This window comes from Micromonospora sp. LOL_021, assembly GCF_048060215.1.
Lineage (GTDB): Bacteria > Actinomycetota > Actinomycetes > Mycobacteriales > Micromonosporaceae > Micromonospora_E.
In genome coordinates this window covers 94,704-118,721 of the sequence record NZ_JBHMIN010000009.1, presented here as the reverse complement: position 1 = coordinate 118,721, position 24,018 = coordinate 94,704, and the positions used below count along the sequence as shown (strand labels likewise).

Annotated in this window: 15 protein-coding genes; 6 read left to right on the top strand and 9 right to left on the bottom strand. The window is 70.3% G+C overall.

Features of this window, described 5'->3' with window-relative positions; all coding sequences use genetic code 11:
• Nucleotides 1-15: 15 nt before the first annotated feature.
• Both ACFHWT_RS09055 and ACFHWT_RS09050 read right to left on the bottom strand, forming a co-directional pair.
• Nucleotides 16-3,825: an endo-1,4-beta-xylanase gene (locus ACFHWT_RS09055; protein ID WP_416594145.1), complete on the bottom strand. Its 3,810-nt coding sequence runs from the start codon at nucleotides 3,823-3,825 to the stop codon at nucleotides 16-18.
• Nucleotides 3,826-3,956: 131 nt separating this feature from the next.
• Nucleotides 3,957-4,598, bottom strand: a complete 642-nt coding sequence (locus ACFHWT_RS09050) for a M23 family metallopeptidase (protein WP_416594144.1) — start codon at nucleotides 4,596-4,598, stop codon at nucleotides 3,957-3,959.
• A gap of 87 nt (nucleotides 4,599-4,685) precedes the next feature.
• On the opposite strand from ACFHWT_RS09050, the gene ACFHWT_RS09045 reads away from it, so the two are divergent.
• Nucleotides 4,686-4,895, top strand: coding sequence for a hypothetical protein (locus tag ACFHWT_RS09045; RefSeq protein WP_416594143.1), 210 nt, complete (start codon nucleotides 4,686-4,688; stop codon nucleotides 4,893-4,895).
• 26 nt (nucleotides 4,896-4,921) lie between these two features.
• Here ACFHWT_RS09045 and ACFHWT_RS09040 read toward each other — a convergent pair whose 3' ends face one another.
• Nucleotides 4,922-6,058 carry a hypothetical protein gene (locus ACFHWT_RS09040; protein ID WP_416594142.1) on the bottom strand — a complete coding sequence of 379 codons (1,137 nt, stop codon included), beginning with the start codon at nucleotides 6,056-6,058 and terminating at the stop codon, nucleotides 4,922-4,924.
• Nucleotides 6,059-6,167: 109 nt separating this feature from the next.
• Between ACFHWT_RS09040 and ACFHWT_RS09035 the strand changes: the two genes are divergently transcribed.
• From ACFHWT_RS09035 to ACFHWT_RS09020, 4 genes are read left to right on the top strand one after another with little or no spacing between them, the layout of a single operon-like run.
• Nucleotides 6,168-7,385 carry a glycosyl transferase family 1 gene (locus ACFHWT_RS09035; protein ID WP_416594141.1) on the top strand — a complete coding sequence of 406 codons (1,218 nt, stop codon included), beginning with the start codon at nucleotides 6,168-6,170 and terminating at the stop codon, nucleotides 7,383-7,385.
• 42 nt (nucleotides 7,386-7,427) lie between these two features.
• The gene (locus ACFHWT_RS09030) at nucleotides 7,428-8,882 is read left to right on the top strand and encodes an O-antigen ligase family protein (protein ID WP_416594140.1); all 1,455 of its coding nucleotides are present in this window, start codon (nucleotides 7,428-7,430) and stop codon (nucleotides 8,880-8,882) included.
• On the top strand, nucleotides 8,818-9,858 hold the full coding sequence (locus tag ACFHWT_RS09025) for a glycosyltransferase (protein WP_416594139.1): 1,041 nt from the start codon (nucleotides 8,818-8,820) through the stop codon (nucleotides 9,856-9,858). Before ACFHWT_RS09030 ends, ACFHWT_RS09025 begins: the two co-directional genes overlap by 65 nt.
• Before the next feature lie 18 nt (nucleotides 9,859-9,876).
• The gene (locus tag ACFHWT_RS09020; RefSeq protein ID WP_416594138.1) at nucleotides 9,877-11,379 is read left to right on the top strand and encodes a lipid II flippase MurJ; all 1,503 of its coding nucleotides are present in this window, start codon (nucleotides 9,877-9,879) and stop codon (nucleotides 11,377-11,379) included.
• A 44-nt stretch (nucleotides 11,380-11,423) separates the two neighbouring features.
• On the opposite strand, the gene ACFHWT_RS09015 is transcribed toward ACFHWT_RS09020, so the two are convergent.
• The 6 genes from ACFHWT_RS09015 to ACFHWT_RS08990 form a co-directional block, all read right to left on the bottom strand.
• Nucleotides 11,424-15,404, bottom strand: a complete 3,981-nt coding sequence (locus tag ACFHWT_RS09015) for a ThuA domain-containing protein (protein ID WP_416594137.1) — start codon at nucleotides 15,402-15,404, stop codon at nucleotides 11,424-11,426.
• Between the two features lie 58 nt (nucleotides 15,405-15,462).
• Nucleotides 15,463-16,692: a multicopper oxidase domain-containing protein gene (locus ACFHWT_RS09010; protein ID WP_416594136.1), complete on the bottom strand. Its 1,230-nt coding sequence runs from the start codon at nucleotides 16,690-16,692 to the stop codon at nucleotides 15,463-15,465.
• 74 nt (nucleotides 16,693-16,766) lie between these two features.
• Nucleotides 16,767-18,740, bottom strand: coding sequence for an OmpL47-type beta-barrel domain-containing protein (locus ACFHWT_RS09005; RefSeq protein WP_416594135.1), 1,974 nt, complete (start codon nucleotides 18,738-18,740; stop codon nucleotides 16,767-16,769).
• 577 nt (nucleotides 18,741-19,317) lie between these two features.
• Nucleotides 19,318-20,130, bottom strand: coding sequence for an iron chelate uptake ABC transporter family permease subunit (locus ACFHWT_RS09000; RefSeq protein ID WP_416594134.1), 813 nt, complete (start codon nucleotides 20,128-20,130; stop codon nucleotides 19,318-19,320).
• 136 nt (nucleotides 20,131-20,266) lie between these two features.
• On the bottom strand, nucleotides 20,267-20,455 hold the full coding sequence (locus ACFHWT_RS08995; protein WP_416594133.1) for a hypothetical protein: 189 nt from the start codon (nucleotides 20,453-20,455) through the stop codon (nucleotides 20,267-20,269).
• Between the two features lie 213 nt (nucleotides 20,456-20,668).
• The gene (locus ACFHWT_RS08990; protein WP_416594132.1) at nucleotides 20,669-22,636 is read right to left on the bottom strand and encodes a serine hydrolase; all 1,968 of its coding nucleotides are present in this window, start codon (nucleotides 22,634-22,636) and stop codon (nucleotides 20,669-20,671) included.
• 244 nt (nucleotides 22,637-22,880) lie between these two features.
• On the opposite strand from ACFHWT_RS08990, the gene wecB reads away from it, so the two are divergent.
• Nucleotides 22,881-24,005 carry a non-hydrolyzing UDP-N-acetylglucosamine 2-epimerase gene (gene wecB / locus ACFHWT_RS08985; protein ID WP_416594131.1) on the top strand — a complete coding sequence of 375 codons (1,125 nt, stop codon included), beginning with the start codon at nucleotides 22,881-22,883 and terminating at the stop codon, nucleotides 24,003-24,005.
• The last annotated feature ends 13 nt before the right edge of the window (nucleotides 24,006-24,018 follow it).

Genomic DNA, 24,018 nt, shown 5'->3' with positions numbered 1-24,018 from the left:
CACCCCGGGCGGCGGTCACCAGGTGGCGCAGTAACCGACGCTGAACGTCCGGGCACCCGCCTTCAACGTCCGGTTCCAGTCCACACCGGTGATCCGCCAGGTCCCGTCGCCAAACGACTCCCGCTCGAAGTTCCACGCGGTGTAGATGTCGCCGGGCAGCTCGACCGCCGCCCGCCAGTCGACCGGCTGATCGGTGGCGTTGCTGGCGACGATCTCCGTGCAGTACCCGCCGCCGCTGTCCGAGTCCCACTGCGTGATCGGCTCGAACGTCACGTCGACGTTGGTACCGTCGACCAGCCGGCCGACCCCCCACCGCGCGGTCGTCTGGTAGCCGACGCCGTCGGGCTCGGCCCAGTTGCGGATCGCCGTACGGGCACCGTCGGCGGCGTCGTTGACCTGGAAGTCCAGCCCGTGAAAGGTGTCCAGACCGCCGTACTCGAGCAGACTAATCGCCGCCTCGACGGTGTAGCCCGTGTCGGTGCGTACCACCGCGCTGGTCAACCGGCCGGCCTGGAACGCCTCGTCACCGGTGCCGAACGAGACGACGTTGTCGGCGTTGATCCGGATCTGCGTGTCGTCGTAGCGGTAGGGACCGTTCTTGGCGTTGCCGGCGTCGACGTAGATCTCCACCGAGTCCTGCGTCCACGGATCGGAGCCGGTGACGTCCACCACCGGATCGGCCACCTCGGCCAGCACGTACAACGTCTGGTCCTGCCACAGGGTCCGGACGGTGGCCACCGCCCCGTCGGTGCCGGACACCTGCTTGGCGGTGGTGACCTCGGTCGCGTGCGACCAAGCCGCGTCGACCGTACCGTCGATGACCGGTGCGCTCGGCGTCCGTACCACCTCCAGGTAGGACAGCTCCTCGACCAGGGTGAGGGTGCCGACGGTGCCGGCCGTGGCCCACCCGGTCGTGGTGTCGTCGTCGGTGATCCGCACGTCGAAGGAGACGGTGCCGCCCTCGGCCGGATCGGTCAGCGGCAACTGCGCGACGACGGCGTAACCGCCGTCCCGCTCGGTCGCCACCGCCGGTACGTCCGCCGATCCGTCCCGGGCCACCGGGTACGTCTCGCCGTCGAGCACGAACTCGACCCGGTCGTCCGACGATGCGGTGGCGTCGGTCACCGAGACGTACGCGGTCAGCCGGTCGGCCGACCAACGCAGCTGGAACCCTGCCGCCTCGTCCACCTGATGCGGGGGCAGCTTGCGCCAGGCGAGGTCCGAGGTGGCCCCGGCGGACAACGCGACGTCGCCGGCGAAGACGTTCGCGGTGCGCAGCCGGGCCGGCAGCTGCGCGTCGACCGCGCCGTAGTACGCCGGTTTGGCCTGGTACCCGTCGTCGAACAGCAGCGGGGCGCCGCTGTCGGCGCGCCACGACCGGCCGTCGGTCAGCCCCCACACCGTGACGACGGCCAGCTTCTCGGTGTACGCCCGGAAGATCCGGAACGCGTCCCGCAGGAAGTAGCCCTGCTCGATCAGGTTGGCCCGGGTCACCGGGGTTCCGATGGTGACGTCGAGCTCGGTGACCGCCTGGACCACCGGCAGAGCGGCGAACCTCTCCAGCGTGGTCTCGAGGCTGCCCACCGGTGTCGACAGCGACACGTGGAACTGGTGGCCCACGCCGTCCAACGGCACCCCGCGGTCGAGCAGCCGCTCCACGAGTGCGTGGTAGCGCGCCTGCTTGCCGCTCTGCTCGGTGTTGTAGTCGTTGATGTACAGGCTGACCGGATCGGTGTCGGCCACCGCGTACACGTCGTTGAACGCCTCGTCGGCATACTGGAACGACAGGTCGATGAACTCCTCGCCGAGGATCCGGTACCACTCGCTGCGGCGCAGGCCGTCGGCGTACTCGCCGCTGTCGCTGACCACCTCGTTGACCACGTCGAACGCGTTCAGCGGGTTGGTGTCGGAGCCGAACCGGCCGTACCGGTCGCTCAGCGACTCGGCCACCGCGAAGATGTGCCCGCGCAGCCGGTCGCGCAGCACCTGCTGGTCGGCGGCGGACGAGCTCAACGGCTCGCCGTCGGCGTCCTGGAACATCCACTCGGGGGTCTGGCTGTGCCAGACCAGCACGTGCCCGTACACGCCGAGGTCGTTGGCCTGCGCGAAGTCCATCATCGCGATTGCCTGCTCGTGCGGTCGGAAGTTGCGGTCCTCGTCGTACCACGCCTCCGGCTTCATGTGGTTCTCCGGCGTGATGTTGGTGAAGTGCCGGGTCAGCAGCTCGGCGGCGGAGCCGACGGTCTCCCGGCTGTCGATCGCGACGCCGACCGGGAAGTCGGTGGTCTCGTGGATCCCGGTGAGATCCTCGACGACCGGTGGCTCGGGCACCCGCACCACGACGTCGTCGAGCAGGAAGTCGCTGGTGTTGCCGGTGACGTCCGCGCCCTGCCAACTGGTCTCGAAGTAGAGGAACGCGCTGGTGAACGTCGGCGCGGTGAAGCTCGCCGTCACCTCGGTCCACCCGTCGTCGGTGACCGTGTCGAACTGGGCGAGGGTGCTGAACGACTCGCTGCCGTCGGCGGTGGTGGCGGCGATGCTCAACCAGATCGCGTCGGTCGGCTGCCCCTCGGCGAACCGCAGCCAGCCGGACAGTTCGTAGCCGACGCCCGGCTCGAACACGGTGGTGACGTCGCGCCCGATGCCGGCGCCCTGGTTGACCCGGTCGGTGACGAGCGTCGCCGCCTCGCCGCCGTGCGCGACGTCGGTCAACTCGACCGTCGGTGCTCCCGGGCCGCCGTCGCGCGGCCCCCAACCGTCGAGGCCGTCCTCAAAGTCACTGTCGATGACGACGGTGCCCGGCGGCGGCCCGCCCGGTCCGGTGTCCGGCGCGGTGATCAGGATGTCGTCGACCAGGTACGTGGCGGTGGCGTCGGCTGCCTCCAGGTAGACCTGGTACGTGGCCGGGTCGGCGTCGGCCGGCACGGTGAACTCGCCGGTCACCGTGGTCCAGTCGTCGGCGGTGACGGTGGTGTCGCCGATCCAGTCGTAGTCCGGCTTCATGACGAACCGGAATCCGGACGACGCCGGCCCGTCCGGGGCCAGCCGGACGCGGGCCGAGAACGTGTGGGTGACGCCGGCGGTGAAGATTCCGGCCGGGCTCTGCAGCCCGTCGAACCCTTCGACACGGTCGCTGACCCGCAGCGCCCGGCCGTCCTCGGTGTCCACGACGGTCAGCGTGGGGCCACCGCTGGCCGACCAGGTGCCGGTGGTGCCGTCCTCGAAGTCGACCGCGCTCACCGTGACCACGCCGGGAGTCTCGTCGGGGCCGGTGACGAGGACGTCGTCGAGCAGGAAGGGGGTGGTCCCGGCGGCTTCGACGTACAGCGTCGCCGAGGTCAGGTCCGCCGGCATGGTGTACGCACCGCCGATCCGTACCCATTCGTCGGCGGTGGTCTCGGCCTCGTCGCCGATCCAGGTGTACGTGTCGTCGCCGCCGTCGGCCGGGGTGGCGGCGACGGTGAAGTGGACGCCGGCCGCGCCGTCGGTGCCGGCCGGTAGCTTCACCCAGGCGGTGACCGAGTATGCGGCGCCGGGCGCGAACAGGTCGGTCGCGCTGGTCGCCGGGCCCTGCCAGTCGGCGGTACGGTCGGTGACCGACAGGCTGCTCGCGCTGTCGCGGCCTTCGTCGGCGATCGCCAACGTCACGTCACCGCGGGGGCCCCACGGTGCGTACGAGCCGGACTCGAAGTCGGTGGCGAGCACCGTGGTGTCCGCTGTCGCGGACGGGGCGGTCGCGATCGTGGCCACCAGCGCGGTCGCGCAGAACGCGGCCAGAGCGGCCAGGCGCGCAGGTGGACGGAGTGGGTGGTATCTGAGGCGCATGAAGGCTCCTGCACGGACGTACGTACGTGTGGTCGGTGCCTGGTGAATCGCGCCAGCAGATCCAGACGGCGGAAATGTTAGCCGGGCGGAGCGGATACGTCGAGGGACTCTGGCTCGCACAGCGGCGTGGGTCAACAGTTGTTGCTGGTCAGCCGTACGGTGTACTCGTAGTCGTCGTGGGTGATGCCGGATGGCAGGCCGTCGAAGTAGGTCTCCACCTTCTGCCAGCCGCGCCGCTGCTCGTAGTGCAGGTGTGGAGCGCCCGAGTTGCCGGTGCTGCCGAGCAGCCCGATCTGTTCGCCGCGCGCCACCCGCTGACCCTCCCGGACCATCGGCGGTTCGAGTAGATGCAGGTACTGCGTCTCCCACCGACCGCCATGGTCGATCTTCACCCAGTAGCCGCCACCGCGCCCCCGGGGTCCGTCCGGGTTGTCCGGGTTCCGGCCGCCCACCGAGCCGTTGATCCCGGCCACGGTGACGACGCCGTCGTAGGAGGCGAGCACCGGTCGACCCCACGGTTCGCCCTCGGTCGGGAACAGGTCGACGTCGTAGTCGTCATGGCCAGGGTAGGTACCCAGCTGCCAGGTCTCGCCGCAGGCGACCGGGAGCTGGAACATCGGTCGCGGCCCGGGCTCGCGCAGCCACGGCACCACGACCAGGCCCAGCGCGACGACGGCCGGCACGGTCGCGACGGCGACGAGGATCATCAGGGTACGCAGTGTCCGGTGGCGGCGCCGGTCGGGGTGGCGGCTGGAGGGGAGCCCGGTGGTCACTCTGCGAGCATGGCAGACGCCGGCCCGGCTGGACACCACCGGCTACCGTGCCGGGCGTCGGGGACCCGAGGGCTGGAGGAACCTACGATGGGCCGCTTCGTCAAACGTCTCCTATTGTCGATGCTCGCGTCGAAGCTGAGTAGGCACGCCCGGCGGCGGGGGCACGGCTCGCCGGTCGACAGCCTGCTCCGTGAGGTCGACCACCGGCTCAACCGTCGGCACCGGGGCGGCCACTACGGCCATTACGGCAGCGGCCACCACGGCTACCACGGCCACTACCGGCGTAAGCGCTGGTGACCGCGCCGGTGCGGCGCCCCGGCTTGTCAGACCGGCGGGTCACCACCGGCGATCGCCGACCGCAGCTGAGCGCAGGCCTGGTCCGCCGTACGCGCGAGTCGCTCGCGCGCGTCGGGGCTCAACCCGCGTTCGATGGCGGTCCAGCCGACCCAGGCGGCGGCGACGTCGGGAAGCACCGGCCCGGCCACCGGGTCGGCACCGGCTTCGGCGGCGAGCGCCGGCAGGCCGAGTACGGCGAGCACCCGGCGTGGACCCAGCTGCAGCGGATGACAGGCGGCCTGCTCGACGAACTGCTCGACGAGCAGGTCGACCGCGCGGCTGGCGGTGCCGTCGGGCGGGAACCCGGCCGCCGCCTCGGAGGCCAGGAACGCCCGCTTCAGCAGCTCGATCTCCACGGTGGTCGGAAACGGATCCGGCGGGGCCGCGACATCACTGAGCGCGCGGGCCCGAGCCAGCGTCAACGCCCGCATCTTCCGGTACGCATCGGGCATCGGCCGCAGCTTGTACTCCGGATTCTCCATCAGTTCGTCCGACGTGGCGACGGCGTCCTCGAGCAGACGTCGGGCCAGCGCCGGGTCGAGCGGTTCGGTCACGAAACCGTCCTCACCTCCGTGCGTCCGGTCGAGCAGTTGCCGTAGCGAGTCAACCCGGGTGCCGAGCAGGATCTCCCGGATCCGTCCACCGCCGATCGCCTGGTCGATCACGGTGAGGATGCCGTGTTCGTCGGTGCCGCCGTAGGAGAAGCCGCAGAGCAGTACCGCCGTCTCGCCGTACGGGTCGTGCGTCCACCGGCAGCAGTCGACGTCGACCCGGCCGATGGTGCCGGCCCAGGGCGGTTCCGGCAGCCCGTGCCCGACGAGCCGGTCGGCGTTGAGCCGGGCGAGTTCCCGTTGGGTGTCGATGGTGCTCATCGCCTGGAAACCGCGTAGCGCGGCGACCGCGGTCGGGGTCCGCCGCCGGCCCAGTTCGTGAATGACCGCCGCGTCGGCCGGTACGGCGTCGGCGAGTGGCAGGCCAATCCCTTCGGCGCTCTCGTGGGCGAGCAACTGGGTCATGCTCTGCTCCACCGACCACGGGGAACTCTCTCCTTTCAGCGAGAAGCTCCACTCCAGGAAGTCCGCGCTCGCCGAGGCGCGGTCAACGCTCTCATCGCTGTCACCCATGGCGCGATTGTCGCAGTCGACGGGCCGTGGTGCGACGAAGGCCGTCCGTGGGTCGAGTACCTGTTGTTTCCGCCGATTCCTCTGCCCGGGCGGACTCGTTGGATGGACGATGCTGAGTACACCGGGCGGTGCGATAGAATCCGCGGTCAGCGTGCTGATCCTGGGTACGGCCGAATGGGATTCGGCCGTCGCCACCAACCAGCACTACGTCACCCGTGAGTTGGCGGTCGGTGCGCAGGTAACCTTCGTGGAGTCGCTCGGTCTGCGTCGGCCGACACTGCGCCCTGACGACATCGTCCGGATGGTCGGCCGCGCCCGGCGGGCCTTCGGCGCCTCGGCCGGTCCGTCGCCTCGTCAGCCGGCCAGAGCGAGGCCGGCGAACACCAGGATCGTCTCGCCGCTGGTGGTACCGGTGCACCGGGCACCGACGCGACCACTGAACCGGGCCGTCCTGCGCCGGGCGACGGCGGACTGGCTCACCGGTGACCTGCCGCGGGTGCTGTGGACGTTCACCCCGGTGACCTACGGGCTCGAAGACGCGGCGGACGTGGTCGTCTACCACTGTGTCGACCTACTGGCCAGGTTCCCCGGCGTCGACTCGGTGGCCGTGACCAACGGCGAGCGCGACCTCGCCGCCCGGCCCGGCGTGGTGGCGATCGCGACCAGTGATGCGGTACGCGAACACCTGGCCTCGTCCGGTTTCTCCCGGATTGAGCTGTTGGAGAACGTCGCGGACGGCACGGTGTTCCAGCGGGGCAGCCGGCCGGCGGCCGAGCGTCGACCGGCGGCGATCTTTTCCGGCAACCTCACCACAGCCAAGCTCGACGTCGCGCTGCTGGAGCGGGTCGCGGTCACCGTCGGCGAGCTGGGCGGTGAGCTGATCCTGGCCGGCCCGCTCGCCGCCGGCGGCGGCGGCAGTTTCACCGCCGAGCTGCGCCGGCTCGAAAAGGTGGGTGCCCGCCACATCGGTCTGCTCACCCCGTCGCAGCTCGCCGAGGTGGCCGGCAGCTGCGCGGTCGGCCTGGTCCCGTACGCGCTGAACGAGTACACCGTCGGCGTCAGCCCGTTGAAGTGCTTCGAGTATCTGTCGTCCGGCCTCGCGGTGCTCAGCACCCCGCTTCCGTCGATGCGCCGGACGGCGGAGTCGAACCCGTACGTCGTCACCGCCGGGGACGACGAATTCGCCGACCATCTGGGCCGGTTGCTGACCCCGGTCACCGACGAGGTGATCGCCGGACGGATCGACAGTGCCGGGCGGCACGGCTGGGTCGAGCGCGGTCAGCTGCTGCGTCGGTTGCTGGCCGCCCGGCTGTCCGCCGCCGGATGACCGAATTCACTGGCTCCACCGACCCCCCGATCGAGGCCCGAGATGCTGAACCGGATCGTGGTTGCTGCGGCGCGGATGCCGCAACGGATCGGCGTCATGATCGTCATGGCGCTCGCGGTACCGCAGCTGTATCTCCTGCCGGCCGGCACGATCGACGTCCCGCTGTCTACGGTCGCCGCGCTGGCGCTGGCGCCGGCCGTCGCCGCCCGGACGTGGAGCACCCCGGGTGCCCGGCTGTTGCGCAGCGCCCTGGCGTACAGCCTGCTCGTGCTGCTGCTGGCCCGGTTGGCGGCGTTCGCCTGGTCGCCGGATTCGGGGGACGGGCGGCTGCCGACCATGCTGCTGGTGCAGTTCCTGGTCACGCTGGTGCTGTTGGACAACGCGGCCCGGGAGGACCCGCGACTGCTCTACCGGGCCCACTACCTGCTGTGGCCGTTCGTCGTCGCGCAGTCCGTGCTGGTCGCGGTCTTCCAGCTCTTCCCCGATGTGGAGGACGCCTACCTCCGCTCCGTGGCGGGATACTTCGCCGGGCAGAACACCGTCAACGGGCTGTTCGACGTGAACCGGAACAACGTTCTCGACCCGGGGAAGGCCGGTGGCGTGTTCGTCAACGGCAACGTCGCCGGTCTGTTCCTCGGTGTCTGTGCGATGGCGGCGTTCGCCATCTGGTCGGTCACCCGGCAGCGGATCGTGTTGATCTGTGGGCTCGTCGCCTACCTGGGCGTCTGGTTCACCGGCTCCAAGGCGTGCCGGGTGCTCGCGGTGGTGCTGCCGCTGGCCGTGGTCGCCACGTACTACTGGCAGATCCGGATGGGGGTCCGGGCCCGCCGCCTCCTGCTGATCGCGGTGGGTGCCACGGCGGTGCTGGCGGTGCTGCTGGTGACCCTCGGCGACGGCGGCGGCTTTCTCGGCGCGGTCCGCACGGCGTTCGGCCAGCGGACCGATATCTGGGGGTACGCCGCACAGGCGTTCCGGGACGGTCCGGTGCTGGGGCTCGGCTGGGGTGGCTGGTTCGAAGGCTTCGCCGACTACGCGCGCCGCTACGGCATCTACGACGACGCTTTCCCACCGCACAACATCCTGCTGGCGGCCTGGGCCTCCACCGGCCTGCTGGGTCTTGCCGCGACCATCGGGTTCTTCGTCGTCGAATTCCGACTCGTCGCCCGGGCCGTGGCCGGTGGCACCCCGGGCAACGCGATGTTCGTGGCCTGGACGGGTGCGGCCGTCGCCTGGGTCTGCATCCAGGCGATGGGGGAGAACACCGATGTCTTCGGCGACATCCATACCATCCCGGTCCTCGCCCTGCTCCTGTGCTACCTGGTCCATCTGCTCCCGGAGGAGGTCCGACGTGTCCGGCAGACCGAGCGTCGGGATAGTGCGCCACCAGCTGTTCCAGCCGTCCGAGACGTTCATCCCGGCGCAGGCGCTGGCGATGCGCGCGTACCAGCCGCTCTTTGTCGCCCGGGATCCGGTGAAGACGACGCCGCTGGGCGCTGACGTCGTCAGTCTCTCGACCTTTGGGCGGTCGGCGACGACGTCGTACCTACTGACCCGGCGGTCCGAACATCTGGTGCGGACACTGCGGGACCGCGAGGTGCGGGTCCTGCACGCGCACTTCGGCGTCGAGGGGGTGTACGCCGTCCCCACCGCCCGGGCGCTCGGGATGCCGCTCGTGACGACCCTGCACGGCTTCGACGTGACCGTCACCAAGAGGCAACTGCTGGCATCGCGGAAGCCGTCCTGGATCAACTATGTGACCTGGCGGGACTCACTGTTCGACACCGGCGTGAAGTTCCTTTGCGTATCCGGGCACATCCAGCGGTGCGCGATCGAGTGGGGCTACCCGGCTGAGCGGACCCTGATGCTCCCGATCGGGGTGGACACCGAGGTCGTCAAACCGGTGCCGCTGCCGGAGACACCCCGGATCGTGCACGTCGCCCGGCTGGTCGAGAAGAAGGGCACCGCTGATCTGCTGCACGCCTTCGCCGTCGTGCATCGAGCGGTGCCGACGGCAGAACTCGTCATCATTGGCGACGGCCCGCTGCATGGGCAGTTGGGTGCACTCGCCACCGAGCTGGGCGTAGCGGCGACGGTGCGATTCCTCGGGGTCCGTCCGCACGCCGAGGTACTGGCCACGGTGGCGCGGTCTCGAGTGCTGTGCCTGCCGAGCGTGACGGCGGCCAACGGGGACCAGGAAGGGCTCGGCATGGCGCTGTTGGAGGCGGCCGCCACCGGTCGACCCGTCGTCGGCACGCGACACGGCGGCATCCCCGAGGCCGTCATGGATGATGTCACCGGCTACCTGGTGCCGGAGCGCGATCCCGCCGCGCTCGCTGATCGTCTGGTCGCGCTGCTCGGTGATCAGGACCTGTGCCAGCGGCTCGGGACCGGCGGACGGAAATTGGTCGAGGACCGCTTCGACCTGAGCAGACAGACCGCAAAGCTCGAGTCACTCTACGGGGAACTGGTGTGACCGGGCTGGCGAAAAGCTGTGGCTAGCACTTTTCTCCGTCTCGTACTTGGTGGTATCGCCGGGAAGCTCCTCGGCGTCGTCCGCGAGGTGCTACTGGCGGCCCTGTTCGGCGCCGGCCGGGCGGTGGGGGCGAACCGGGTCGCGCAGACCGCGACCATGGTGCCGGTCAACTTCTTCACCGCCGATGCCCTGTCGGCCGGATTCCTACCGCTCTACGTGCGGTACCGGCAGGACAGCCCGGCGCTGGCGCTGGCGCTCTACCGCGCGGGCCGGACGATCCTCGGCGGGCTTTCGATGCTGCTGGTGATCGCGTTGCTGCTGCTACGGAAGTTGTGGATCGCACTGCTCGGGCCCGGTCTCGACGCCGCCGCCGCCACGCTCGCCGTCGCGATGCTGACCATCGCGGCGTTCTCGGTGCCGTTCTACGTGCAGTACGCGCTGTACACGCTGGTTGCCCTGGCCCGCGACGACGTCAGCCTGGTCAACCTGCGCGCCTCCGTACAGAGCGTCGGCCTGATCGGCGCGACACTGCTCGCCTATCTCACCGGCGACGTGGTCCTGCTCGCCTGGGGGTTCACCGCGCCGTACGTGGTGCTCTTCCTCTGGGGGGCGTACTGGGTCCGGCGCAAGGGGTATCTGCGGGCCGACGGCGGTGACGGGTCGCTGCCGCCCACGTCGCGGGCGCAGTACGCGGTGGCGTTGACCATGTTCTGGCGTCGGCTCCGCCCGTTACTGCTGCTCCCGGTGCTGCTGCAGGGGTCGATCGCCGTCGAGCGGGCGGTGGGTTCGCTGCTCGGCATCGAGGTGGTCGCCGCGACCGAGTACTCCCGGTTCGTCGTCGACTCGTTGATGGCGTTGATCGCCGCCCCGCTCGGCCTGGCCAGCCTCGCCGCCTTCGCCAGGATGCGCGGCGACGAGGTCGTCGCGGGGCTGGAGCGGCTGATCGCCCCGGTCCTGCTGGTGACGATCCCGCTGTCCGTGGCGTTGACGGTGAACGCCCGTGGCATCACCTCGCTGCTCTACGCCCGCGGTGCGTTCGACGACCGGGCGGTGGACGTGACGTCGGTCATGCTGCTCGGCTTCTCTCTCGGCATCTGGGCGCACGTGCTCGGATACACCTTCGTGAAGGTGCTCAACGCCCGGGGCCGAAACCGGCGGGTGGCGGTGGTCAACGGGCTGGCTTTCGGCGCCGCCGCCGTGGTCAACCTCGTCATGTGGCGCTACTGGGGTCCGGTCACCATCGGTGTCGCCGCGACGGTCGCCAGCCTCGTGATGCTGGTCGGCTCGGCGTTGTCGCTGCACCTGCTGCGCCAACTGGTCCGGCTGCTGTCGCTGCTGGCCCCGGCGGTGGCGGTGGCGGCCCTCGTCGGTTGGGCACTGGCCGGTGACGGACTGCTCCACACGGCCGCCTCCTGCGCCGCGATCGGCCTGGTCTGGTCGGGCTACACGGTGCTGGTGCCGTCGTTGCGGCGGGTCGTCGTCACCGAAGTCTGGACGAAGTCCGCCGGCCGGACGACCTGACGTGCCGGGCCCGGACGATGCGTCCGGACCCGGCACGTCACCGGTCAGAGAGTCCGCAGTCGTACGTCGCGGAACTCCATCACGTCGCTGTTACCGTGGTTCTGCAGACCGATGAATCCGCTGACGAACTGGCGCAGATCGGTGGGCGGGTCACCGGCCCGGGACGACTGCTTGCCCGGCACGTTGTCGAACTCGCTGATCGTCACCCCGTTACGGATGATCGTGTAGTGCTGCCCGACCACCCGAATCTCGTAGTCGTTCCACTCGCCCTTCGGCGCGGGCAGTGCCTGGTCCAGGTTGTTGGGCTGGAAGTTGTAGATCGACCCAGTCTTCTGCGGTTCCCCGCTTGCCCCGTCGTAGAGCTGGATCTCGTGGCCGCAGAAGATTGCCACCCAGGCCTGGGAGCTGCGGGCGGAGCCGACCGTGCCGCAGCTGCCCTCCGGACGCTCGTCCACCGGCACCCGGGGATCCGGGAACCGGACGAACACCCCGCTGTTGGCCCGGGTGTCACCCGGCGAGACGTCCTTGAACCGCAGCCGCAGCGAGTAGTCGGCGAACTCCTCGTCGCCGTACCAGAGCATGCCCAGCCCGCCGGAGCTGCTGATCGACCCGTCCGGTAGCAGCCGGAACGTGCCTCCGGGGGCCTGCCGCCAGCCGGACAGCGAATGGCTGGTGCCGTCGAACAACGTCCGGTAGCCGTCGGTCCGGCCGACGGGGGAGTCGGCACCGGCGGCCCGCAGCGTCGCCGCCTCCTGCTCGTCGAGCACCTCGGCGTCGGTGAGCTGCGCCAGCACCTCATCCAGATGGCTGGTGAACGAGCCCTGGTTCGGCCACTGCCGCTCGTCGTCGATGAGATCGTTGACCGTGCACCCGGCACCGGCGTCGTGGTTCGGCACCCCGGTGTCGGTGTCCAGCAGCCAGACCGTCTCCCGGGCATCCGGCGCGTCGCAGCCGGTGTCGACCACGACGGTGTGCTCGGCCACCTCGCCGTCGGCGTAGGTCACCTTCACCGTCGCCTCGAACCGCCCGTGCTTGCGGTAGGTGTGGGTCGGGTGCGGCAGGTGCGACACCCGGTTGCCCTCACCGAAGGTCCACTCCCAGGCCACCCCGCCCACCCGGTGGCTGGAGAAGGTCACCGTACGCGGGTCGCTAGGCTCCGGGACGCGGGCCGAGGCGTACTCCGGTCCCGGGGTCGGCGCGCCGCCGTCGTAGACGATCCGGATCAGCTTCTGGTTGCCGTGCAGGGTGAAGAAGCCGCCGCCGTAGTCCAACAGGTAGAGCGCGCCGTCCGGGCCGAACTTGGCGTCCATCCAGTGCTGCAACTGGGTGCCGCCGTTGCCACCGGGAATGATCGCCCGAAGGTCCTCCGCGTAGGCGGGGGCGCCCTGGTCGGGCACCACCGCCGGGTCGACGGTGACCGCCACCCGGTTGTCCGCGTTGGACTGGTCACCGATGAACCACTTGCCGTCCCAGTACGCCGGCCAGGCCACACCGCTGTCGGTGTCGACCCGTGAGCGGTGGTACGTCGGGCCGTTCATCACGGCCTGGCCGCCACCACGCAGGTACGGCCGGGTGAAGGTCTCCTCACCGGGCTCGTAGGTCGGCAGTCCGCTGCCGTCGGTGCGGGTCGGGAAGACCGGGCCGCCGCCCTGCGGTGAGTACCAGATCATGTTGTCGCGCACCGGCGGCAGCTCCACCAGCCCGGTGTTGCGCGGCGAGGTGTTACGCGGGTTGTCGCAGTCGTACCAGCCGGTCAGTACCGACGCGTCGGTGTTGCTGCGGTCCCGGTACGGCTGGCGGTTGCCCATGCAGTACGGCCAGCCCTGGTTACCGGCGGAGGTGATGATCGTGGCGTGCTCGTATTTCGCCGGCCCGAGTTCGGGGTCCGGGTTGGTGGCGTCCGGGCCGACCCAGGCGGCGGTCAGCCAGTCGTTGACCGGGTCCCAGGCGATCCGCGACGGGTTGCGTACCCCCATCACGTAGATCTCCGGGCGGGTCTTGCCGCCGCCTTCCTCCTCGCCGGTGAACAGGTTGCCGTCCGGGATGCTGTACGTGCCGTCCGGCTCCGGCGTGATCCGCAGGATCTTGCCGTTGAGGTTGTTGGTGTTGCCGGCGGTACGGCGGGCGTCCTGGAACGACGTGCCGGCGTACTCCTGGGTCCAGTTGTTGCCGGAGTAGCCGCTGGAGCCACCGGACGAGTTGGCGTCACCGGTGCTGACGTACAGGTTGCCCGCGTCGTCGAAGGTCATCCCGCCGCCGGCGTGGCAGCAGCTGTGGATCTGGGTGTCCCAGCTGAGCAGGTCTCTCCGGGTGGCCTGGTCGATGCTGGCGTTGTCGTGGTCGTAGGTGAACCGGGACACGGTCCGCTGGCCGATCCGGTTCTCCCGGTCGATCGACTCGTGCGGCATCCAGTACACGTAGAACCAGCCGTTGTCGGTGAACGCCGGGTCCAGGGTCATGCCCAGTAGACCCTCCTCGCTTTTGACCAGCTCGCTGCCGCTGCCCCGGTTGCCCATCACCTTCAGAGTGGTGAGCAGCCTCACCTGCCGAGTCTGCGGATCCCACTGGTGGATGGTGCCGCAGCCCTTGCCGATGTCCGGGTTCGACCACTCGGGGATCGCCCCGGAGGGGCAGGCGGCGCGTCCGATGTAGAAGACCGTGCCGTCCGGCGCGATGGTCAGGCCGTGCGGTTCACCGACCTGATCCAGTTCGCCCTGCTGGTTGGTGCCGGTGAGCCGCTCGATCCGGTAGTTGGCGGCTATCGTCGCCTGGCAGTCACCGCGTACCGTGCCGGCGGTCCACTGGATCGCGCCGAGGATGTGGTCGCGGAACTGGAGGTCCCTGGCCCAGCTTGCCTCGGTGCGGCCCATTCCGGTGTAGAACGACCGGCCACCGTCGTAGTCGTGGCACCAGGCGACCGGGTGGAACGGTCCGTTGCCGCTGAGCCCTGCGTCGTAGCTGGTCTCGTCGACCTGGGCGACGACGTGCACCCGACCGACCGGGTTCGGGTCCCAGCTGATCCACTGGTCGTCGCGGGTCCAGTTCATCGGCAGGTCGCGGGTCGCCGGGTGGTTGCGGTCGGTGACGTCGACCTCTGCCTGCTGGACCTGGGTCTCCGGTGCCGCACCGGCGTCGGCACCGATCAGCCAGAGCTCGGCGAGCTGGGTCAGCGGCTCGCCGCTGTTCGCGGTGATGTCCAGCCGGTAGTGCCGGTAGGCCTCGGTGTTGTCGAACGCGAACTGCCGGGTGAGGAACCGCTGTGGGAAGCTCTGCCCGGTCCGGCGGTCCAGATCGGTCCAGTTCTCGCCGTCGTTGGACCCCTGCAGCGTCCAGTCCCGCGGGTCGCGGCCGGGGAAGTCGTTGGCCGAGGTCAGCGCGTACCGGTTGATCACGGTCGGCTCAGCCAGCTCACCGGCCAGCCAGCCGGTCGGGGAGCGGGTCAGCCACTTGGTGCCGGTGGCGCGGTCGAACGCGTGGCTGGCGGTCTCGTTCGGCGGGTTGTTGCCGCTGGCGCTCGCCTCGACCACCGTCTCCGCCGGTGGCAGGGTCGGTGCCGGCCGGGTGCCGAGCAGACCGGTGAACCATTCCGATCCGGGCTGGGCGTACGCCGCGTCGTGCACGCCGACGAAGCCGCCGCCGCCCTTGACGTACGCCTGGAACGCAGCCTCCTGCGCGTCGTCGAGGGTGACGCCGGCGGTGGAGAGGAAGACCACGCTGCGGTAGCGGGCCAGGTTGTCGGGGTTGAACACGCTCGGATCGTCGGACGAGTGCACGTAGAAGCCGTGCTCGTTGCCGAGCCGTCGGATGACGTTGGTGGCCCGTCGGACCGGATCGGCCTGTTCGGCCTCGGGGCCGTGGAAGACCAGCACGTTGACGACCCGGTTGCCCCAGGTGGGTGGCGTGGGATCGGCCTGGGCGGGGGAGACCGGCGCGGTCAGCAGACCGGCCAGCAGGGTGACGGCCGCAGCTGCGGCGGCTGATCGGTGACGCAGTCGGGGGAATCTGAAATGGCGTCTGTCGGCCATTCCTGCTCCTTACAGCGGCCGGCGCGGAGCGCGCCGGGGTGGGGGTGGCTGGGACGGGTCAGTTCTGGTGGCCGTCGTGTCCGGCACCGGCCTGGATGTCGATGGCCGGCTCGCCGCCGACGTCGACACCCGACTGGGCGAGCACCGCCCGGTGCTGGTGACCGCCGGGCGGCATCTGTCCGTTCTCGTCGAGGACGTGCAGGGTGGTGGCCATGCCCAGGTCGGAGTGGAACTGCATGTGGCAGTGCAGCATCCAGTGGCCCGGTCCGACCGAGTCGCCGGCGACGATGGTCACGCCGAACGAGTCGCCGGGACCGAGGGTCTTGTTGTCGATCACCGGGATGGAGTCGACGATCGCCTTGTTGTCGCCGGCGACCACGCCGGTGCGGGTGTCCGCCCAGGAGTGCCCGTGGACGTGCCAGGTGTGCATGTCGTCCCCGGTGCCGACCACGATGAACTCGACCCGCTCGCCGACCTTCGCGACGAAGCAGGCCGGGCCGGGCACCGGGTTGTCCAGGTCGCAGTCGTCGGTCGCGGCCCCGCGGCGCAGGTTGATCGACTGGCGGTCGCCGAAGACGGTCACGTAGGTCCGGTCCGGGCGGGGGTCGCCCTGCCGGCGTACCACCAGGCCGCCGAACAGGCCCGAGCCGATCCCCTGGGTGCCGTGCGGGCCGCCGACCACATGGTCGTGGTACCACCAGTAGCCGGCGGTGCCCGGCGACCCGGTCCGGGAGCTGCGCGGCTTCGCGTACCAGGTGTAGGTCCGCGACTCGCCCGGCCCGACATAGGACCCGCTGTGTACGGTGCCGTCGGAGTCCTGGGTGTACTTCACCCCGTGCGCGTGCAGCGAGACGCCGAGCGGGTGCTCCGGATCGGTCCGCAGCTGTCCCAGCGTTTCGGCGGTCACCTGGTTGTGCAGGGTGATCGCCAGACACTCGCCTTCGATCATCTCCATCGTCGGGCCCGGGTAGGAAGCGGTCTGCGGGGTCAGGCCGTAGCCCAGCCGGATCTGGTTGGTCACCGGGTCGCGGGGCAGCTCCACGGCGTACAGCTGCAGCTCCCGGTCGGGCGCCACGCAGCCCTCGGGCACCACGCCGTCGGCCGGCTCGACCGCCGCGACCTGGTCCGTGGCACGGTGGTTGACGGCGTACGCGGCGCCGGCGCTGGCGAAGGTGACCGCCAGGACCGCCAGGACCACCAGGGCCCGGCCCACGCCGTTGCCGAGCGGGCCGCCCGGTCTGGCCGGTTCGTCGGTCGGGCCGGTGCTCAGATCTGTCGTATCGTTCAACGTCCGTTCCTGTTCGTCGGGCCGGTCATCGCCGGTCGGGGGTGTGGTGGTGTGTCCGTCGTGGCCCCGGTCGCTCACGGCGTCAGCGGGGCGACCCGGACGTTGCGGAAGCTGACGATGTCGTCGGCGCCGTGCACCTGCAGGCCGAGGTAGCCTTCGGCGCGCTGCCGGCCGGCGCCGCCCGGGTCGTCGGCCCGGGGCGGGTCGAACACCAGGTCGGGGGTGTTGACGAATTCGTTGACCAGCTCCCCGTTACGGAAGATTGAGTAGTGCTGGCCGACCACCCGGATCTCGTAGTCGTTCCAGGTGCCCTTCGGGGTGACCCCGGCGGCGTCGACGTCGACGCCGCCGAACCCGTACACCGAACCGGTCTTGTAGCGGTCGCCGTCCGGACTGTCGAAGATCTGCACCTCGTGGCCGTACTTGATGGCCACCCATTCCGGCCGGGGCTCCTGCGGATGCTGATGCACGGCGGGGAACCGGACGAAGACGCCGCTGTTGGCCCGGGCGTCGCCCGGTGCGTCGTCGCGCCACTGCAGCTTCATCGAGAAGTCGCCGTAGGTGCGGATCGGGAACCAGAGCAGGCCGAGCCCGGCGACCGGCCGGCTGGTGATCGAGCCGTCGGCGTTGCGGGTGAAACCGCCCGCGCCGACCTGCTCCCACTGCTGGAACGACGTGCCCGACCGGTTGAGGATCGACTGGTAGCCGGTGTGCGCGTCCGACTTGCCGACTGCGGACAGTTTGGCCGTGTCGATCAGGGTGACCCGTTCGGCCTGACTGATGACACCCTGTTCGCGCAGATTCTTGACCACCGCGCGGACGTGTTGCATGAACTCGTTGTGGTTACGCCAGATCCGTTCGCTGGCGATCAGGTTGTTGATGGTGCAACCGGGACCCACCTGCCGGTTGGGCACCGCACTGTTGCGGGTGCCCAGCCAGACCGTCGGGCGGGTGTCCAGCACCGGGCACTGCGGATCGCCGCCGCCGGCGACCACGGTGAAGGTGACCGACCCGGGGTCGGAGGTGTTGCCGGCTTCGTCGGTGGCGCGGTAGCTGACCGTGTGTGTACCCGGGCTGTTCACCGTCACCGGGGCGGTGTAGTCGGTGTAGGCACCGCTGTCGATTGAGTACTCGACGCTGGCGACCCCGGAGTCGTCGTCGGTCGCGACCAGGGTGACCGTTGCGGTGTCGAGGTAGGAGCCGTCCGCGCTCTGCGCGCCGGACACGGACGAGGTCACCGTGGGTGCGGTGGTGTCCGGGTCCGGCGGCGGGGCGACGGTGAAGGTGACCGACCCGGGGTCCGAGGTGTTGCCGGCGATGTCCGTCGCCCGGTAGGCCACCGTGTGCTGGCCCGGCTCGTTGACGGTGACCGGTGCGGTGTACTCGCTGAACTCGCCGCCGTCGAGGGAGTGTTCGATGGTGTCGACACCGGACATGTCGTCGGTGGCGGTGAGGGTGACGGTGGCGGCGCCGAGGTAGGCTCCGTCGTCGTCGCGCGGCCCGGACAGCGCCGCGGTCACCTCGGGTGCGGTGGTGTCGTCGGTGCTGTCGTCGCTGACCACCAGCAGTCCGTTCATCAGACCGTGGCCGGGGATGGCGCAGAAGTACCGGTACGTCCCCGGGGTGAGTACCACGTCGACCGTCCACAGGCCGCCGTTGGCGTCGTACGGGTCGGCCAGGATGTTGACGTTCACGTCCTGGTTGTAGGTCGGGTCCCCGGTCTCGAAGGTGAGCGTGTGCTGCATGCCGCTGGTGTTGCCGGTCGCGGCACTGTTCTCGAAGACCAGTGTCGCCGGGCCGGGCTCGGCGGTGGTCGGCGCCGAGGTGTACGCGGTGACGTCGTTGCCGGCGGTCCAGGTCAGCACCTGGGCGGCCCGGTACTCGGGCGGACCGCCGTGGGTCGGGCGGGCGTTGACCGGAGCTGCGGCCAAGGTACTGGCGAGGACCATGCCGACCACGGCCGCCAGCGCGGTCAGCGACCGTCTCGGTCGGGTCGGTGCTCTGCTCGGGCGGACAGCTCCGCCGTGTTGGTCAGGGTTGACTGTCATCTGCGTACCTTTCATCACAGACCGGTCCGTTTCGGACGGACTCGGCGCATGGTCGGCCACAGGCCGGGGTGATCCGGGCGCGTGGCGACTGCACCAGTGGGGGTACGGGTGCGGCCACGCTTCACCGGCACCCGGGGTAGGCGGCCGACGCCGGGTGGGTGCGGTGGTGATACCGGGTGTGCGGGTGGTGGGGTGACGGGAAACGTCCGGGCGGGTCCGACAGGTGACGACTGTCCTGGCTGGCCAGGGATGAGTAGGGCGACGGGGGTGCAGGCGCGCGCCGCCGCGCCGATCGGATGCGTCCAGTGTTTCCGGGGGGTGCCACGGCCCCGGCGAGGTTGTCGCCGTCGGGCGGGTGCCGTGCCCGCCCGACGGCGTCCGGTCGGGGCAGCCAAACTGTTTGGTTACCTAACCGAATGCCTCGGTGATTTGGAGGCTAGCGGACTTGGGATCGAGGTGTCTACATCTTTCGGTGGTTTATTCCAGACTTTTGCCAGTGTTGACAGAAGGTGGTGGAAGGACGTGGGTGACCAGCCGTGACCACAGTGGCGGCTGAACCTGTCCGGGTCCGCCGGGATCAGGCCCGGGACCGGGCCAGCAGGTAGACGATGTACGGGGCACCGATCAGCGCCACGGCCAGTCCGGCCGGCAGTTGCGCCGGCGCGACGACGGTACGGCCCACGGTGCCGGCCAGTCCGAGCAGGACCGCACCGAGCAGCACCGCGACCGGGACGATCCGGGGCGTGTCCTCGTCGATGGCGAGCAGGTCCAGTTCCCGGCGGGCGGCCAGCGCCACCAGCAGGGCGAGCACCACCGGGACCACCTGGGTCCAGCTGCGGCCGTACGTCGTGCCGGACAGCCACGTGTAGATCTTCGGCGTGTCCCACGGATTCGACCGCACCAGCAGATAGGTCGTCAGGGCGGTCGCCGCGTACCAGACGCCGACGCCGACCAGGACCAGCCGGTCGGTGTGCAGCCCACCCCGCCAGGCCACCGAGTAGACCAGGCCGAAGGCGGCCAGCACGCCGCCGGTGGCGGCCGCGATCATCGTCGCGTTACCGCCGGTCACCACGACCACTGCGGCCAGCCCGGCGCCGCCGGTGATGCCCAGGATGCCCGGCTCGGCGAGCGGATTGCGGCAGGTCGCCTGGACCAGGGAACCGGACAGCGCGAGGGCAGCCCCGGCGGCCAGCGCCGCCGCCACCCGTGGCGCCCGTTCGTCCAGCGCGAAGCGGACCACCGGCGACCCTTCGCTGGTCAGCCAGAGCACGATGTCGCCGGTGAGCAGCCAGGTGTTGCCGGCGAGCAGCCCGAGCAGGCCGGTGCCGACGGCGGTCGCGCCGACGACCGCCAGCACCGTCCAGTACCGGCGACGCCCCTGCGGCCCCATCCGGCTCCCGGTGGTCGTCGGGTCGGGCCGCTATCGCGCACGCGGGCCAGCACGATGAGCAGGACGGCCCCGACCAGGGTGGTGGCCACCCCGGTCGGCACCTGGCCCGCCCGGTCCGCGCCGAGTAGGGCGCGGATCACCCGTCGGCCAGGATGACCGTCAGCGCGCCGACCAGACCCGCCGCCGGCACCAGTACGGCGTGCCGGTGCTCCATGGCGTGGTCGACCATCGCCTGGTCGGTGTCGGTGAACGGGCTGAACCGGCGCCGGTGCGGGTGGCACCCAAAGGCGACGACGTCGCGGACCCGCAGGTCAGACGGGTGCAAGGGTAGCCTCACCTAACGGCGACCTCGAGGACGCGGCGCCGCTGTCCGCCCGCGACTTCGCCCGCCGGGTGACCCTGCTGTCCCAGTCCCGACCAAATGTTGATCGAGGGAAAGTCGCCGGTCACCGGCCGCTCGACGTACCGGCGGTGACGCCGGATCCCCGGCCCGCCGGACGCCGCTCGGGCATCTCGCGGACCGGGGATCCGACACCGGTCAGGGCAGCGTGTTCAGCACCAGCGTGCCGATCTCGGAGCCGAGCACGCCGGCCCGATTCTCGCCGGCGACCCCGTCGGCCCGGTTCATCAGCACCGCCACCACGATCCCGTCGTCCGGGTACATCTGCAGGTACGCGGTGGAGCCGTTGGCGCCACCGGTCTTGCCGATCCGCCGGTGCCCGTCCTCGGTGCTGATCGACCACCCGTACGCGTAGCTCCACCCGGTGTCGACCCACATCGCGTCGAGCGAGTCCGGGCCGACGATCTCGCCGTCGATCAGCTTGTCGCCGAACCGGGCCAGGTCGGCGACCGAGGACTCCATCCCGCCGCCGAGGACCTTCCAGCTCACCTCGTCGCCGCCGTACTCGTCGTTGGCGCCGTCGTAGAAGGTGCTCCGCCGTACCGAGGTGTCCGACAGGTCCTCGGGCCGCAGGGTGCCCAGGTTGAACGCGCCGGTCAACTCCGACTCGGTCAGCTCCGCCACCGGGGTGCCGGTCGCGCTCTCCAACGCCGCGCCCAGGATGGTGTAGCCGTGGGTGCTGTAGTGCGGGTCGCCGACCGGGCAGACCAGGCCGGAGTCCCAGAACTCGGCCGCGGCCGCGGTGGCGTTGGCGTACCAGGTGGTGCTGAGATCGGTGTCCTCGGCCTGCCACTGCGCGACGTCGGCCGGGTCGGCGCCGTCGTCGGCCTCCGTGCCCGCGTAGTGCCGCACACAGGCCCGGTTGCTGGCCACCTGCTCCACCGTGTACGCGTGGTGAGTGGGTAGCCCGGGGATGTGATCGCGTACGTCGTCGGCCGGGTCGATCTGCCCGTCCTCTACCGCCCGCATGGTGAGCACCCCGCCGATTCCCTTGGACACCGACGCGATCCGCAGCACGTGCCCGGAGTCCAGCCACACATCGTCGTCGATGTTGGCGTGCCCGAACCCGCGCAGGTAGCTGAACTCACCGTCCTGCATCACCGCCACGGCGATGCCCGGCATGTTCAGACTGTTCGCCTCGCCCTGGACCAGATTGTCCACTGACCGGCGCAGCTTCCAGCCCGGCCGGTCGGAGTTCTGCCGCCAGACGCCGGCGTACCGGGTTCCCTTGGCGGTCTCGTACCGCTCGAAGTTGATCACCCGGTATCCCTCGTCGGCGTACCGGTGCCACCAGTTGACGTACTCCTGTCGGGTCAGATCGCTGCGTACCCACCAGCGGCGGTGGTTGGCGTTCTCCACCCAGATCCCGGCGTACCGCTGCCCGACGGTGGTGAGCGCCGAATCGACCACCAGCGACCGGTAGACGATCTGGTAGGCGTCGACCGCGTCCTGGTACTCGGTGCGGGTGATGCCGCCGAGCAGCCGCCAGTCCAGGTTCTCGGCGTTGTCCACCCAGACGAGTGCGTACCTGGTGCCGGCACCCGTCGGGTAGATGTCGACGTCGACCGGCATCCGGGTGCGTCGCTGCTCCGTGTAGTACGCGGTGAACTCCGCGGCGGTCAGGTTGTACTTCATCGACCAGCCGTAGCCCTCCAAGTTGCGCACCCAGGCGCCGGCGTAGTAGCGGGCACCGCCTTCGACGTAGGTCTCGAAGTCGACCAGCCGCATCCCGTCGTCCGCCGCCGAGACGAACAGGTCGTCGAACTCGGTCCTGGTCAGCCTGGTGCGTACCAGCCAGCCCCGTCCGTCGAGGTTGCGCTGGAAGGCGGCGCCGATGCGCCGCCCGTCGTCGGTTACGTCCACGTCCAGGTCGACGACCAGGTAGCCGGCGGCGGCGTACTCGTCGAAGCGCACCTGGAAGTCGGCCGGGGTCATGTCCCGTACCGACGCCCAGCCCACCTCGTCGGGGTCGAAGACGGTCGAGGGCAGGCCCGGGTGGGCCGCCGCTGGGGTCGTCGCCCCACCGGCGAGCGTGGCCGCCGTCGCCACGATCACCAGTGCGGTGAGTACGCGGCTCAGCGTGCCGCGTACGGATTCGGATCTCATGGTCCGCTGCTCCTCTCGATGTGCCCGACGGTTGTCGGACAACAACTGGGAGAGCGGCGGTCCGCTCCGACCAACAGGTTCTGCTGTCAGGTGGGCGACAGTACGAACGGGCCAGGGTGCCACGGTTCGGATTCGGCCGGCCCGTCACCGATGCCTCGATGTTCCGCTATGGTGTGCGGAGATTGCCCGTTTTCGTGCTGGTAGTAGGTGTACGCCCCGAGTCGGCAAATGAATGGAGCCGGTCATGACCCGCGTGATGACGGTCGTCGGCACCCGGCCGGAGATCATCCGGCTGTCCCGGGTGATGGACCGGCTGGACCGCACCGTCGACCATGTCCTGGTACACACCGGGCAGAACTGGGATCCGTTCCTCTCCGAGGTCTTCTTCACCGAGCTGCGGCTGCGCCCGCCGGACCGGTCGTTGGGGGTGGACACCACCTCGCTCGGCCGGGTGCTCGGCGGCGTGCTGGTCGGTATCGAGGCAGCACTCGACGACTGCCGGCCGGACGCCCTGCTGGTGCTCGGGGACACCAACAGCGCCATCGCCGCCCTGATGGCCCGCCGGATGCGGGTGCCGGTCTACCACATGGAGGCCGGCAACCGGTGCTTCGACCTGAACGTGCCCGAGGAGACGAACCGCCGCCTGGTCGACCACGTCTCCGACTTCAATCTGGTCTACAGCGAGCACGCCCGCCGCAACCTGATCGCCGAAGGACTGCATCCGCGCCGCATCCTGCACACCGGCTCACCGATGCGGGAGGTGCTGGAGCACTACCGGCAGGACATCGCCCGGTCCACCGTGCTCGACCAGCTCGGGCTGGCCGCCGGCGGGTACTTCGTGGTCAGCGCCCATCGTGAGGAGAACGTCGACCGGCCGGACCGGTTGCGCCGGCTGCTCGACTGTCTGCGGGCGATACGCGACGAGTGGGCGCTGCCGGTGCTGGTCTCCACCCATCCGCGTACCCGCAAACGGTTGGAGGCCCTGGCCACCGACCCAACCAGCCTCGACCGGATCACCTTCCACGAGCCGTTCGGGCTGTTCGATTACGTACGCCTGCAGTGCGCTGCCCGCTGCACGCTGTCCGACAGCGGCACGATCAGCGAGGAAGCGGCGATCCTGGGCTTTCCGGCGGTGACGCTGCGGGAGTCGATCGAACGTCCGGAGGCGTTGGACGCCGGTGGCATCATCATGACCGGGCTGGACCCGGCCGGCGCGGTCGAGGCGGTCCGGGCGACCATCGAGCAGGTCGCCTCGGCCGGGGTGCCCTGCCCGGCGGACTACCAGGTGCCCGACACTTCACGGCGGGTCGTCGACTTCATCCTGTCCACCGTGCGGCGCCACCACGAGTGGGCCGGGCTGCGTCGCTGAGTGCGGCAGCCGT